12 protein-coding genes are annotated in these 13,766 nt (G+C 64.2%); 6 read left to right on the top strand and 6 right to left on the bottom strand.

Going from position 1 to position 13,766, the window contains the following annotated elements:
* The first annotated feature begins 19 nt into the window (after positions 1 to 19).
* Positions 20 to 1,426: an Nramp family divalent metal transporter gene (locus tag JST30_12625; GenBank protein MBS1715170.1), complete on the top strand. Its 1,407-nt coding sequence runs from the start codon at positions 20 to 22 to the stop codon at positions 1,424 to 1,426.
* Here JST30_12625 and JST30_12620 read toward each other — a convergent pair.
* From JST30_12620 to JST30_12605, 4 genes are all read right to left on the bottom strand, one after another.
* Positions 1,423 to 2,868, bottom strand: a complete 1,446-nt coding sequence (locus tag JST30_12620; protein ID MBS1715169.1) for a HAMP domain-containing histidine kinase — start codon at positions 2,866 to 2,868, stop codon at positions 1,423 to 1,425. The two genes, JST30_12625 and JST30_12620, sit on opposite strands and share 4 nt — an antisense overlap.
* Positions 2,865 to 3,539 carry a response regulator transcription factor gene (locus JST30_12615; GenBank protein MBS1715168.1) on the bottom strand — a complete coding sequence of 225 codons (675 nt, stop codon included), beginning with the start codon at positions 3,537 to 3,539 and terminating at the stop codon, positions 2,865 to 2,867. The genes JST30_12620 and JST30_12615 overlap by 4 nt, the downstream gene beginning before the upstream one ends.
* A gap of 27 nt (positions 3,540 to 3,566) precedes the next feature.
* Entirely contained in the window at positions 3,567 to 4,436 is an 870-nt protein-coding gene (locus tag JST30_12610; protein MBS1715167.1) for a hypothetical protein, read from the bottom strand.
* Between the two features lie 105 nt (positions 4,437 to 4,541).
* Positions 4,542 to 5,081 (bottom strand): AAA family ATPase, encoded by a 540-nt coding sequence (locus tag JST30_12605; GenBank protein MBS1715166.1) that lies wholly within the window; start codon positions 5,079 to 5,081, stop codon positions 4,542 to 4,544.
* Positions 5,082 to 5,143: 62 nt separating this feature from the next.
* Between JST30_12605 and JST30_12600 the strand changes: the two genes are divergently transcribed.
* Both JST30_12600 and JST30_12595 read left to right on the top strand, forming a co-directional pair.
* Positions 5,144 to 6,796 carry a DUF2961 domain-containing protein gene (locus JST30_12600; protein ID MBS1715165.1) on the top strand — a complete coding sequence of 551 codons (1,653 nt, stop codon included), beginning with the start codon at positions 5,144 to 5,146 and terminating at the stop codon, positions 6,794 to 6,796.
* Positions 6,793 to 7,779, top strand: coding sequence for a hypothetical protein (locus JST30_12595; GenBank protein ID MBS1715164.1), 987 nt, complete (start codon positions 6,793 to 6,795; stop codon positions 7,777 to 7,779). Before JST30_12600 ends, JST30_12595 begins: the two co-directional genes overlap by 4 nt.
* Before the next feature lie 439 nt (positions 7,780 to 8,218).
* On the opposite strand, the gene JST30_12590 is transcribed toward JST30_12595, so the two are convergent.
* Positions 8,219 to 9,538 (bottom strand): TlpA family protein disulfide reductase, encoded by a 1,320-nt coding sequence (locus JST30_12590; protein ID MBS1715163.1) that lies wholly within the window; start codon positions 9,536 to 9,538, stop codon positions 8,219 to 8,221.
* Between the two features lie 62 nt (positions 9,539 to 9,600).
* Here JST30_12590 and JST30_12585 point away from each other — a divergent pair, with 62 nt between their 5' ends.
* Positions 9,601 to 10,902, top strand: coding sequence for an erythromycin esterase family protein (locus JST30_12585; protein MBS1715162.1), 1,302 nt, complete (start codon positions 9,601 to 9,603; stop codon positions 10,900 to 10,902).
* Between the two features lie 7 nt (positions 10,903 to 10,909).
* Here the strand turns inward: JST30_12585 and JST30_12580 are convergent, their stop codons facing one another.
* Positions 10,910 to 11,821 (bottom strand): YegS/Rv2252/BmrU family lipid kinase, encoded by a 912-nt coding sequence (locus tag JST30_12580; protein MBS1715161.1) that lies wholly within the window; start codon positions 11,819 to 11,821, stop codon positions 10,910 to 10,912.
* A gap of 223 nt (positions 11,822 to 12,044) precedes the next feature.
* Between JST30_12580 and JST30_12575 the strand changes: the two genes are divergently transcribed.
* Both JST30_12575 and JST30_12570 read left to right on the top strand, forming a co-directional pair.
* Entirely contained in the window at positions 12,045 to 12,977 is a 933-nt protein-coding gene (locus JST30_12575; GenBank protein MBS1715160.1) for a hypothetical protein, read from the top strand.
* Positions 12,978 to 13,331: 354 nt separating this feature from the next.
* Positions 13,332 to 13,760 carry a hypothetical protein gene (locus JST30_12570; GenBank protein MBS1715159.1) on the top strand — a complete coding sequence of 143 codons (429 nt, stop codon included), beginning with the start codon at positions 13,332 to 13,334 and terminating at the stop codon, positions 13,758 to 13,760.
* The last annotated feature ends 6 nt before the right edge of the window (positions 13,761 to 13,766 follow it).

The following is a 13,766-nucleotide window of genomic DNA, read 5'->3' as shown; positions in this document are numbered from 1 at the left end:
GCTACAAACAAAGGTCGACATGCTGGGTTTCGAGTCCACTGCGAACAAAGGGAACGGGTTCCGGTCGTTGCCGGAGGTCTTCCGGTCCGTCGCCGTCCCGAAGAACGGGTCGTGGCTCCGAAGGTTCTTGGCGTTCGCCGGGCCAGGGTTCTTGGTCAGCGTCGGCTATATGGACCCCGGGAACTGGGGCACCGACCTGAAGGGCGGGTCGCTGTTCGGTTACGCGCTCTTGTGGGTGATCTTCGTCTCGAACATCGCGGCGCAGTTCCTCCAGATCCTGTGCGCCCGGATGGGGTTGGTGACGGGGAAGGACCTCGCGATGGCCTGCCGCGACTACTACAAGAAGCCTGCGGCGATGGCGCTCTGGCTCTTGTGCGAGATCGCGATCGTGGCGTGCGACCTCGCCGAAGTCGTCGGTTCGGCGGTGGCCTTGAACCTCTTGTTCCAGATCCCCCTCGCTTGGGGCGTCCTGATCACCGGCTTCGACGTGCTTCTCCTCCTCGCCTTCATGAAGCTCGGTTTCCGGAAGATCGAAGCGATCGTCTTGACCTTGGTCGCGACCGTCTTCGCCTGTTTCGCCTATGAGATCGTGTTGGCCAAGCCCGACTGGGGACTCGTCGCGAAGGGGACGTTCGTTCCGACGATGCCGAACACGGAAGCGCTCCTCGTCTCGCTCGGCATCCTGGGCGCGACCGTCATGCCGCACAACCTCTACCTTCACTCGAGCATCGTCCAGACGCGGCGTACCGGCGAAGGAAAGGAGGGCCTCCGCGAAGCGATCAAGTTCAACACGATCGATACCGTCGTGGCCCTCAGTTTTGCGTTCTTCGTCAATGCGGCGATCTTGATCTTGGCGGCATCCGTCTTTTCAGGTTCGCGGACCGGGGTCACAGAACTGCAACAAGGGCACGAACTCTTGAGGACCGCGCTGGGAGGCGCTTCGGCCACGGTGTTCGCCGTCGCCTTGCTCGCCTCGGGCCAGTCGTCCACGATCACGGGCACGCTCGCCGGCCAGATCGTGATGGAGGGCTTCTTGAAGATCAGGATCGCGCCCTGGCTCCGGAGAATGATCACGCGCCTTCTTGCCATCGTGCCCGCCATCGTTCTCATACAGCTCAGTGGCGGAAAGGACACGGTCCAACTCTTGGTCCTATCGCAAGTCGTACTCTCGATGCAACTTCCGTTCGCGATCTTCCCGTTGGTCATGGTGACGAGCGACAAGCGCCGAATGGGCGAATTCGTCAACAAGCCTTGGGTGAAGTGGCTGGGCTATGGCGTCTGCACGGCGATCGGCGGCCTCAACGTGTACTTGCTCGTCGAAACGATCGGCCCCGTCTGGGTCGGCGTCATCGGGGCGGTCATGGCGCTCTTCGCGGCGTACGTGATGTTCGTCTACAAAGGTCGGCCGGAAGAGCCGGCGGTCTAGGGGGCCGGCAACGGCAAGGACAGGGTCACGGTGGTGCCGCGCCCCGGTCCGCTCTCGATGGCGAGCAAGCCGTCGTGCGCTTTCACGATCTCGTGGACGATCGCAAGTCCCAGACCGGATCCGCCCGCGTCACGGTCCCTCGCCGCGTCCACGCGGTAGAAACGGTCGGTCAGACGGGGCAAGTGTTCCGGCGCGATACCCTCGCCCGTGTCCACTACGGAGAGGAGCGCCCGTCCGTCCGAAGCGACCTTGACCGTCACCGTCACCGTCCCGTCCGAAGGCGTATGCCGACGGGCGTTCTCCAAGAGGTTGAGGACCGCCCGCTCGAGCCGGTCGGCGTCGCCGTTGACCCCGACGGCCCTCTCGGCCAGGTCCACGAGGACTTCAGGGCCGCCCGGAGGGAGTTTCGCGACCGCGTCGCTTGCGATGACGCGGAGGTCAACGGTGCCCGTCGGCCGAGCCAACGTTCCCGCATCGGCTTGGGCCAGTTCAAGGAGCTGTCGGACGAGGCGGGACATGTCCCGAGCGGCTTCGTCAGCCACCTTAAGGGCATCGCGGGCTTCCTCTGGCGGGGCGTCGAGACCGGCGCTCGTCGCGAGTTGAAGCCGCGTGAGGGGCGTCCGAAGCTCGTGCGACGCGTCAGCGGTAAAGCGCTTCTGCTGTTCGAGCGAAGCCTGTAACCCATTGACCGACGATTCGACCCGCTCGGCCATCGTGTTGAACCGGCCGCCGAGCCGTGCGAACTCGTCCAGGCCTTGGGTCGGTAAACGGGCCGAAAGTTCGCCCTCGGCGATGGCGCCCACCGTCGCCTCCATGTCCGCGATCGGGCGGACGACCCGGCCCGTAAGAAAGTACGCCACGCCGAGGGCGGCCACGACCGCCAGAGGGATGACGGTCACCATCGTGCGGACTTGCACGGTCGCAGCGTCCTCGATGAACGTCGTTTCCTGAGCCGTCTGGACGATGCGCCGGACTCCGTCCTGTCCCAGGAACGGCATGGTGAAGACCCGGACAGGTGTCTTGCGGTAGAGGCGGTCCGAATAGCCCGCCCGTCCTTGTCGGGCCGCGTCGATCGCCGGCGGGTCGAAGAAGTCGGCACCCTGAGGCGGTGGTCCCTCCGTAGGGTTTTCGAGGACTCTCGGGCGGCGGATGGCGGCGATCAGGTCGGAGTCGTCCCCGGGGAACGGGCCTTGTTGCCGAAGCGCCGGGCCTGGGCCAGGTTGCCCGTCGCTCAACATCGGTGGCCCGCCCGGACCCCCGATGCCGAATCTCGGGCCCCTTGGGCCGCGGCTGAACGCTTCTGCCCGGTCCCTGAGCCCCCGGTCGAGGTCGCTGCGCATCCGACTGAGGTTCACGGCCGTCATCGTTCCGCCGAGCGCCGTCAGAGAAAGCGCGACGACGGCCGCGATCCAGGCCGTCACCTGACCACGGAAGGACTTCAAGCGCCGCCCGCCTTCAAGACGTATCCGATCCCATGGACCGTATGGATCAACTTGACCGGGAAGTCCGCATCGACTTTCTTCCTTAGGGACGCGACATGGAAGTTGACGCTGTTCAGGAGGCTCTCCTCATCGTCCCAGACCCGCTCGAGGATGACGTCCCGCGTGAGCGTCCGACCCTCGTTGCGGGCGAGCGCCTCGAGGAGCGAAAACTCCCGCGGCGTGAGTTTGATCTCGCGCCCGGCCCTTGAGACCGTGTGGGCGTGGGTATCGATCGTCAAGTCTCCCACCGTGACCGTGCCGGTCCGATGCACCTTGTCGCGACGGAGCAACGCGTCGATCCGCGCTTTGAGTTCCCGGATGTCGAAAGGCTTCGGCAGATAGTCGTCGGCGCCGCCCTCCAGTCCCCGGATCCGGTCTTCGACCGAATCCCGTGCGGTCAACATGAGGATCGGCGTCGTGACCTTGGCGCGTCGCAGGTTTTCACACACCGTCCAGCCGTCGCGCTCGGGGAGCATGATGTCCAGGACGATCAGCGAGAACTCGGAAGCGAGGGCGGCCTCCTCGCCTTGGAGGCCGCTCCTCGCCACGTTCACTTGGAACTTCTCTTTTTCGAGGAACCGTGAGATCTGGGAAGCGATCACCAGATCGTCTTCGATGACCAAGATCTTCACGGTTCCATTATGAGAGGGTCGTCGGCGTCAGTCTTGCCCGCCGCCGCCTCGGCCGCCGCGTCCGCGTTGGCCGAATCCGGGTCCGCCCGTGTTCGGCTGGGCGAACTTGAACGGTCTGCCGAGCATCTGCTGCCACTTGGCCCGTTGGTCGACCGTCAGGACGGCGAGGATCTGCTTCTCAGACCTGGCTTTCGCCTCGGCCATCTGCTTCTGCATCGCCTCGAAGTCCGGAGGGCCGCCTTGCCCGCCCTGCGGCGGTTGCGGCCGCGCAGCGTCCATCGCCGCTCGGACCTGCTCTCGCTGGTCGTCGGTCAAGCCGAGCTTGTCCGCCACGTCAGGCTGGCTGATGGCGCCTGCTCCGCGCCATTGGAGCTGAAGCTCTTTGTAGCGCGCGTACTGGTCGGCGTTCAAGATCTCTTTGACCTTGGCGTCCATCGGGTCGGGTCCGCCCGGTCCGCCCTGGGGTGGACCGCCGAACTGTCCGCCGCCCTGCGGCGGTCCGCCCGGACCGCCCTGCGGAGGGCCGCCGAACTGTCCGCCGCCCTGCGGCGGGCCACCTGGTCCGCCCTGCGGAGGACCGCCGAACTGGCCACCGCCCTGCGGCGGGCCACCTGGGCCGCCCTGCGGAGGACCGCCGAACTGTCCGCCGCCCTGACGGGCCGGGAACAAGTCGGCGAGCTTCTGCTTTTGATCGGCCGTCAGTTTAAGTTCGGCCTGGACGTCCGGCATCATCAAGATGTTCGGGCCGCCCATCATCATTCTCGGGCCGCGTTGCTGGAACCCGCCGCGTTGACCCTGCGGAGGTCCGGCCTGGCCGAATCCCTGTTGCGCCTGCACTATGGTTCCGATCGCCAGAGCGCACACGATCGCTAACGTCGTCCGTTTCATCTCTTTCATCCATTGGGCAGAGCGTGGGGACCGCTTTGCTTGATGCTATGATCGGCCGGCGAGGTTTGGAAGTTGTTTGGGTTCTGGCCTTTTCCGTTCGTAATGATCCGATCGTCAGGCGTCGCAGAGCGCCTGGAAGAGTTCGAGCGCGGTCGACTCGACGGTCCCCAAGTTAGGATGGACCAACCAGTCTCTCAGGTCCGCTTGGTCGTATGCGTCGCGCACGGTCCGGATCACGGGCTCCAAAACGTCAGGGTCGAAGGACTTGTCCGAACGCGACCGGTTGCGCTTCAAGCACGTGCTCAGGTGGGGAAGGAGGGCGACCTTGTGGACGTGCCGTCCTCCGAAGGAACGGGCCGCCCACGCGTCGATGTTCTCCGGTCGACGGCAATGATCGAGCACGACCGTAAAGCCGCCGCCCAGATAACGGACGGCGACGTCGGCGGCCGCGTCCTCGGCGAGCGCGAACTGCCGCTCCGTCTCCTCGGTCCACTCGGGGACCGGCTGCGAGATTCCGCTGACGACCCACTCGCGGAGATCGTCGACAGGGATGCGGAGGCTCCGGGGGAACAAGGCGGCCAACGCCAAGGAGACGCTCGTCTTTCCTGAGGCCGGTGGACCGGAAACGATCACGATCGACGCTTCGGGATCCATGTGGGCAGATTACCCCTCGGGTCGCCGTTAGCCGGCCCGCGGTCGTCGGTCACAATCGGGACATGACCCCATGGGCCCTTGCCGTCGTGACCGCGGGAAGCGGGTCCGTCGTCGACTTTGAGAGCCTGATCAAAGAGGCGACCGACCTCACGGCCCACGCGCGTCTGCCCGTGCCGGCGTACCGGGCGCTTCAGGCTTCGAGCAGGAACCGGGAATCGGTCCATCGCGACCGGCCAGGGTGGTTTGCCGACGGAGACGGTACGGGCTTTCTGAGAACGGTCGAAAGAGCGGGCCGGACCGAGTGGACGGTCATGGAGCACGACGGTCCCGGGTGCCTGACCGCTGTTTGGACGCCGTACTTCTATTACAGTCTTGAAGATAGGACCGGCCCGAACGTCCGCGTCTATCTCGACGGTTCGGACCGGCCCGTCATCGACGAGCCGCTGATCCGGTTCGTTCGCGGCGAGGGGAGCGTGCCGGAGCCCTTTGCCTTTCCCACGGCCAGGGCGGGCGACTCCTATCTTCCTGTCCCGTTCGCCAAGTCGTGCCGCGTCACGATGACGGCCAAGCCCTTCTACTACCGCATCGACTACCGCGCCTACGAGCGCGGAACGGCGGTCCGGACGTTCCAGAAGTCCGATGGTGACAAGGCCCTGTCGCTTGCCGCGACCGTGGGCCGACGCTGGACGGCGCCTCCCCGTGTCCTGGCTGACAAGGACCTTCACGACTTACAGGCCCAGGGTTCCTACTCTGTCCGATTACCCGGCGGTCCCAGGGCTGTCACGGGCATCAGGATCGATCTCCCGGAGTCCGTGGGCCGGCCACAGTCGCTCCGCAACGTCGTCCTCGTCGCCACGTTCGACGGAGAGCGTTCGGTCTGGTGTCCGGTCGGAGACTTCTTCAGCAATGCCGACGGCCTTCACCCGTTCTCGACGATGCAACGCCGGTCCGTCGGCGACGGCACGTTCTTCTGCACATGGCCGATGCCGTACCGGAAGGACGCCACCTTGACGTTGCTGAACTTGGGAGACACGAAGGTCCGGGCCTCTTTGGCCGCAACGACGGCGTCGTGGCGATGGGATTCCCGGTCGATGCACTTCCACGCGTCTTGGCGGCCTGACGACGTCGCCGTGGGATCCGTATTCCAAGACTGGAACTTTGTCGACGTTCTTGGCAAGGGCGTGTACGTGGGAGACTCCTGGACGGTCGTGAACCCTCAACGCGACACGTGGTGGGGTGAGGGGGACGAAAAGTTCTATGTCGACGACGACTGGAAGCGGGGCTTTCCGAGCCACTTCGGCACGGGGACCGAAGACTATTACGGTTGGGCGGGCGGCGTTTTGCCCGATCGGCGGGACGAGTTCTCGCGACCGTTCCTGGCGAACGTCAGAGTCGGCGGCCTGGACGGACACACGATGGGAGTGAACGTCTGCACCCGGTCCAGGGCGCTCGACGCCGTCCCGTTCGACGACCGATTGAGGTTCGACATGGAGTCGTCGTTCGGCACCGACATCCGGCAGCCCTGGAACCTGCTGGGTTACTCTTCGGTCGCTTTTTGGTACGGTCGTCCTGGAGCTTCCGACAACCGGCCGCCCCAGCCCCGTGCCGCGAGTCTTCCCATTCTGACCGTACAGAACCTGCAGCGCCGCTCGGACGCGATCCGAGAGAAAGTCGGACGCGCGCGAACCCTCCGAACGTCGTATCAAGACCCATGATTTCGCTCCTCGCTCTTGCCATCGTCGGCACACGCCTCCCCGCAAACGTGACGTGGGTGGACGATGAAGTTTCGGCCGTCTTGGACTACTGGAAAAAGGAGTCCCCGACCGACGAGGATTGGCGACGGATCGCTTCGACGGAGGGATACCGCCGACTCAAAGAGCGGGAACTCGGCATGGGCCGGCTGTTCGAAGACCTCGCCTTCCGCAAGTATCTGGACACGCCTGCCTTGAAGTCACAAGCGGCAGAGTATCAGGCAGCCTTGGACAGGCTGAAGGCGATGGACTTTGAGGGCCTCGAGCGGCGGGCCCTCGACTATCTTCCCGAAGGCGCGAAGATCGAGGCGTCCGTCATTCCGTTGATCAAGCCGTCGTCCAACAGCTTCGTGTGGGACGTGGCCAAAAATCCGGCGATCATGCTCTACCTTGACCCCTCGAAATCCAGAGAGAACACGGAAGTCACGATCGCCCATGAGCTCCATCACATCGGCTACGGCACGAGTTGTCCGTCCCAAGACTTCTCCGATTGGGTGGCCAAAAAGCCGGCTGCGGTCAAGACCGCCTGGACCTGGATGGGAGCGTTCGGGGAAGGCTTCGCCGTCCTTGCCGCAGCCGGAGGGCCAGACGCCGACCCGATGTCGACGTTCGGGCCAGAAGCCGAATCGTTCCGAAAGGGCCTTCGTGAGCAGGCCCAGGACATGCGGCGACTCGAGGACTTCTTCTGCGACGTCGCGAGCGGAGCGGTCCAAAGCGACGAGGCGACGAAGAAGGCGCGGGAGTTTTATGGGGACATGGGCGCGTGGTACTCGGTCGGTTACGTCCAAGCCGTCACGATCGAGAAGGCCTTCGGACGGACCCGACTGGTCGGTTGTTATCGCGATCCCCGGCTGCTCTTGAAGACCTACAACGAAGCGGTCGAGAAAGGGAAGAGCGGTCTGCCGAAGTGGTCGGCCAAAGTGTTGGCCGCGATGGGTGTCGAGTAGGAGAGACGTGGGCCCGGAGGCAACGGAGGACGCATGTGGCGAGGGAGAGGGCCCGCCGCGACCTCGCGTCACACTCCAGGCGCACGCTCCTACGGTCTTGGCAGGGCGTTCGCCCGACCTCAGTTCCGTAGGCCCGTCATCGATCGACGGGGACAACCGTCAAGACGGAACGTCCGGCGGGGATCGTTCGGTGCCGGCAAAACGTTGGGCCTTTCTCTTCGCCCGACCGGTCTCCGTACGGTCGGCCGCGATCGCACCGATAACGAGGGGGACGGTGAGCCGTAAAGGGTGGAAGCTCGGGCTGAAGGACGGTGGACGAACTGCCCCGGATGCCGCAACGGTGACCTCTCGGTCCCAAAAACGATGACCTGAAAAAAGAAGAGCCCCGGGCACAGCGGGCCGGGGCGTACAGCAAGAGTTTTCAGTGCAAAAGGCGAGTCTACCTTTCGCTCAGGATTTTCTCGACTTCTTGCCTGAATTTCTTGAAGCTCTCGGGGCTGTACCCGACATGGAGTTCACGGACCTTGCCGTCCCGGCCGATCAAGACCGCGGTCGGAATCCCGGTCACGCCGTAGGCGTCCAAGTTCGTGCGTTCGCCATAAACGACGGACCACGGGATCTTGTGCTCGGTCATGAAGTCCTTCATCTTTCCGAACTCGACGTCCTTCGGGAGATTGCGGTCCGGCATGCCTTCGCCCTTGTAGTAGCCGTAGTACGTCGTCACGCCGACGATCTCCAGGCCCTTGTCCTTCAATTCGGCGTACATCTTCTCCATCTCAGGAAAGGCCGCGATGCACGGGCCGCACCAGTGGGCGAAAAAGTCCACGATCACGACCTTGCCCTTCAGGCTTTCGAGCCCTTCGTAAGCGCCGTGCGAACGCTCGCTGACGATCGCAGGAGCGGTCGCACCTGTCAACCGGATCATCGTCAAGGCCGCGTTGGCCCGGCGGAAGTTGGGCGAAGCTTTGTCGATCTTCGCGATGGCCGTCTCGAGGACTTCGATGGCCGCATCGCGCTTACCGGCCGTGGAGTACAGGTCGGCGCGTTTGTTCGCGAACGAGAACCGGGTCGACTCGTTGCTGTTCTTGCAGGCGGCTTCCAACTCGGCGGTCAGTTCCTCGTCGGTTTTCGGCTTGGCGTTCGGGGCCGACTGGTTCCGCTTCCGTATCGGCAGCATGCGCTGCGAATACGCCTTCGGGTCTTCGAACGTCAGCTTCCTTTCGACGGCGTCCAAGGTGGCCAGCGCCGGAGCTAAGCCCTTCTTGTCATAAATCGTGTCGACGAACACGTTCGTGGTCATCATGCCGATCTGGTTCGATTCGTTGAAGGTCGGGACAGGGATATCGTTCAATGTCACGGCCAACATGTCGGCCTCGCCTTGCGCGTTGCAGGCGGAAGCCATGAGGTACATCGCCTGAAAACGGTCCGTGTCGTTCGGGCCGGTCTCCAAATACCTCTTCGCCAAGTCGCAAACGGACTTGTTGTCGCCCGCCATTTGCATGACACGCGCCCAATCGAGGCATTCCGATGCTTCGACCTTCGTGAAATCGATCCCCGCGGTCAATTGCGCGATCTTGGCCTTCGTCTTGTCCGTCAGCTCCTGGAAGTCGACGGTCTTCTTCGCGTCCCGCGCCTCCTTGATCAACCCGGAGCGATAGTCGTTGACCTGTTTCAGGACGTCTTTGCCGCTGGCCTGTTGGGCGCCCGCGAAGCTGAAGACCGCGACCGCCGCGATGAAGGAGAACACGAACCTCTTCACAGTGAACCAGTGTACACGAGGAAGTGGGAATTCCCGTCCGTTTCGAAGATGTACCGGAAGATATGGTGGCCACGGTCATAGCCGTTTCGTACGTGCTCGCCGCGCCGGGGAGAGACCTGGATCTGGACAAAGCCGTCCACGGGCTTGCGTCCTCGACGCGACTTTCGCCCGGCGACAAGTCGATCCTCCGCAATGCGGTCGGAGGGGCGCGCGTGGTCTTCCTCGGCGAACTGACCCACGGCGACGGCACCTCGTTCGAAGTCAAAACGGAACTGGTCAAGTTCTTCCACGACGAGATGGGTTTCGATGCTCTGATCTGGGAGTCAGGACTCTACGACTGCGCCGAAATGGACGCCGAGCTCGGTGGCAAGAAACCGCTCGATGACGTCGCACGGTCGGGCGTCTTCGGACACTGGTCGACGGCCGTCCAGTCGTTCCCCGTCTTCGAGTACGCCCGCCAGACGCGCAAGTCCGAACGGCCGCTCCGAATGGCCGGTTTCGACCTCCAGAACTCGGGCACGGCCGGCTACTCGATGTTCCCCGACATCCTCGGATGGTTCGACGGCTCGCCCGCTCTCACCGCCGAAGACCGAAAGGCGGTCCAAGACGCTTTCGAGGCGGCGCGAAGCGCGGGCCAAGCGGCCGACCCCCAAAAGGCGATGGCCGACGCCGTCGCCGCCGTCAACGCGACCGCCCCCAGGTTCCTCCGCGCCTACGAACGAGAAAAGAAGACATTGGACAAGGCGTGGGGCGATCGGGCGCCGTTCCGGGCGCAGGTCTTGAAGAGCACGGAGCGGGCGGCCGAAATGCTCCGGCTGAACAGCGAAGCGGCCGAAAAGGGAACGGGGATCTCCGGACCGTACAACCTCAGAGAGGCCCAGAACGCGGCCAACTTAGCTTGGTTGCTCGACAACCCCCTGAAAGGGAAGAAGGTCGTCGTCTGGGCGCACAACGCCCACGTTTTCCGCGGTCTTCCCGGCGTCGGTTCCGGCGTCGGCCGCTCGCCGCGACCGGGCGATCTGGACTCGATGGGACGCCTCTTCGCTCGAGACCGCAAAGACCGGACGTACGTGATCGGGTTCCTGGCCTACCAGGGAAGCTGGTCGTGGCTCGGCAATCCCGAGATCACGTTCGAAACCGCGAAGGACGGCACCCTTGAAGCCGCTTTGCACCGCCAAGGGCACGCGCTCTCGTTCGTGGACCTCAAGGGCCTCCCCCCGAAGCACGCCCTCCGCAAGCCCCTGCCCGCCGTCATCGACAGGCAGAACCCCTTCACCCTTGAAACGGTGTGGCCGGACGGGTTCGACGGCGTGGTCTTCATCGACGCGATGAAGCCGCGGGTCCAGCGGAAGCCTGCAGGCTGACGGCTGTTCAATCGACAGGCGAAAGCTCTTGGTCCTCGGGAACGAGCACGCGCAACGCGCGAGGGAGGACGGCGCAGTCCACCGGCGTCTTCAGGCACGTCTCGCCGTCGACCGTCACCGACATCGGCGGCGTCGTCTCGATCCGGATCTTCTCCGCGTCGAACGACTCGACCTCCGGCAACGCCACGTGCAGCCCCTTCGTCACGAGGAGCGCGTAACGCAGCAGCTCCGACTTCTTGCTCGCCCGCACCGCGTAGCCCGTCAGCTCGCCGCTCACGAGGCTGGCGTCCGGCGACAGCACGAACGGCCCGCCGTGGAACCGCCCCGTCCCGACGACGACCTGCATCGTCGTCATGTGGACGCGCTTGCCGTCCGCATCGACCGTCACCTGGAACGGCCGCACGTCGCGCAAGGCCCGCAGCACCGCCAACGCGTACGCGCCCTTGCCGAGCAGTTTCTTGGCGAGCGGGTCGAGACCCTCCGCGATCTGCGTCGTGAGCCCGACCGTGACGACGTTGACGAACGGACGGCCGTTGACCTGTCCGATGTCGACGTGGGCCTCGCGCCCTGTCGCGACCGTCTTCGCCGCCTCTTCCAGGTCCGCCTTGATCCCGAGGTCTTTCGCGAAGGCGTTGCCCGTCCCCGCAGGAAGGACCGCCATCACGGTGCTGGTCGAGGCGAAGACGTTGGCGACCGCCCCGAGCGTGCCGTCTCCGCCGCCGACGAGCACGATCGGGGTCTGGGCCGCGACGAGCTCGCGCGCGCGGGCGACCATCTTGTCGGTCTTGCGGAAGACGTTCCAGTCATGGACGGTGACGCCGTGCTGCTCCAGCGCGGCCTTGGCGGTTTTGGCCCACTCGGCCCCGCGCCGGGAACGGACGTTCAAGATCGCCGAAACCGTCCGCGCCCCGTCCGCCACGCCTGCAAGGTACCTGGCCGGGCCGGCGACCTGCCGGAGCCGTCCGAACCACCCGAACCCGCTTCGATTCCCGGAGGTCCCTCGACTTCGCTCGGGATGACGTGACCGCTGATCGGACCCCTGACCGCTGTCCACGTCATCCCGACCGACCACAGGGAGCGGAGGGACCTCCCCATCCGAACCACCCAATCGTCCTTTCACCCTCCGACGTACACTCGGGCCCGTGGCCGACTATCCGCGGACCGAAGAGGGGCTGCAAGCAGCGCTTGGCGCACGCGAGAGAGCCCGGGAGGCGGGCGATGCCGCCGCGGAAGGCGATGCGTTGCTCGCGCTGTCATTCCTAGTCAAATGGGTCCGATCGGATACGTGTACGGCCCCCTTCGAACGTTCGTTGGAACTCGCGCTCGAGGCCATCGATGTCTTCCGACGGATCGGTGACCAGAAAGGTGAGGTGCGTGCTCTGATTCGCGCCGTATCGCCGATGGATCCACTTTTAACCCAGGAGCGTCTTGCTAAGGCGCGGGAGATCGCCGAAGGGCTGGGAGACATGAAGCTCATAGCTGACGTGACCGCCGCTCTGGCGCGCAGCTCGGGGCTCACCGACAAAGCCATGTCGCAACGGCTCTCGAGGGAAGCGCTGTCGCTTTACGAAGGACTTGGCGACTTTCGTGGTCAAGCGGGCTGCCATTTCAGCCTTTCGATCGCGCCCGGAGAGTCGCGCGACAAGATGCTCCACGCCGTCCAGGCTTTCGAGCTCTACCGTCGAAGTGGCGACGCGGAAGAAGCGGGCAGGGCCCTCATGCCCGCCATGATGAACGCCGAGACCGACGCCGACAAGGCCGCGTTGGAGCCGCACTGTCTCCTGGCCTTGGAAGACGCCCGCGCTTCGGGCGAGGCCAGCAGGATCAAACCACTGTTGCGTCAACTCGCGGCCATCGCACTCGCCCAAGACGACCTCAAGACCGCAAGGGCGCGCCTCCAAGAGGAGCGATCATTGCTTGATCCCGAGGAACCATCGCCGATAGAGCAGTGGGAGACAAACGTGTACTTCACCAAGATGATGTTGTCCGTCGCCCAGAAGGGCGGCAGCAAAGAAGACGTCGGAGAGCTTCGTCGCAGCCTCGGTGATTTGATGCGCAACCGCCCTCGGGCCTAGCAAAGCAGTTCCGATCTGACTCCCCGGACTCCCGGCGGCTGGTATGACCAAGTGTGGCCACTCGCTAGGGTGGTCAGGACAAGGCCGAGGGTTCGTGCGGCTTTGTCCTGGTTCCGCAAGGAATACGTCCGAAAATGACGGCCGCTGCGGAAAGCCAGGTAGAACCACGTCCATGGCCGTGAGACACGTCAGCGCCGGCCGCGCGACGAAGGCAAGTCCCTTCGGAACCGGGTCGCAAACGGCACCCCGACCAGAGGCGACGGGGCAGGCGAGCCATCCCCTTTCGGCCGGGCCACCCACCGCGAGGTCACCGCTGGTCGGGGCACCCGCCTCTAAGGGGCACACCCGCCCATCATGAAGGAAGACCAGCCCCAGTGGCTCGCTGATTGGAACCGGCTCAAAACACAATGTCAACATGGAAGATACAGGTCCGTGCTCCGTATCATCGGCCGTTACGAGTCAAAGTATGCCGAGAACGCGATGCACTTTCGTGGACTTCGAATGGAAGCTCTCTTTGGACTTGAGCGGTACAAAGAGCTCCTTAGATACATAGAAACCGGTATAGAGAGAAGCGAGTGGAACCGAAATCACTACATGTACTTGGTGTATGCCAGTGCACGCTCACGATCCTACAAGGGAGTCGAGACATGGCTCGGCAAGCTCCTGCAATCGGGGTTTAAGGACAGCGAACTCTTGAGCCTCGTAGCAGATGCGGACAGGCGACCCGGATCGCAGCTCTTGCAATCGATTGCAGATGGACTATCAGGTAGTGGGTCAGTTTGAAATAAG

The sequence above is a fragment of the Armatimonadota bacterium genome (genome assembly GCA_018268395.1).
GTDB lineage: Bacteria > Armatimonadota > Fimbriimonadia > Fimbriimonadales > Fimbriimonadaceae > JAEURO01.
This window is presented reverse-complemented; position numbering and strand designations above follow the sequence as displayed.

Excerpts from the sequence above, each read along its gene's own strand:
- JST30_12570 (MBS1715159.1), top strand. The coding sequence starts at position 13,332 with ATGAAGGAAGACCAGCCCCAGTGGCTCGCTGATTGGAACCGGCTCAAA.
- JST30_12595 (MBS1715164.1), top strand. The coding sequence starts at position 6,793 with ATGATTTCGCTCCTCGCTCTTGCCATCGTCGGCACACGCCTCCCCGCA.
- JST30_12610 (MBS1715167.1), bottom strand. The coding sequence starts at position 4,436 with ATGAAAGAGATGAAACGGACGACGTTAGCGATCGTGTGCGCTCTGGCG.
- JST30_12625 (MBS1715170.1), top strand. The coding sequence starts at position 20 with ATGCTGGGTTTCGAGTCCACTGCGAACAAAGGGAACGGGTTCCGGTCG.
- JST30_12585 (MBS1715162.1), top strand. The coding sequence starts at position 9,601 with ATGGTGGCCACGGTCATAGCCGTTTCGTACGTGCTCGCCGCGCCGGGG.
- JST30_12600 (MBS1715165.1), top strand. The coding sequence starts at position 5,144 with ATGACCCCATGGGCCCTTGCCGTCGTGACCGCGGGAAGCGGGTCCGTC.
- JST30_12605 (MBS1715166.1), bottom strand. The coding sequence starts at position 5,081 with ATGGATCCCGAAGCGTCGATCGTGATCGTTTCCGGTCCACCGGCCTCA.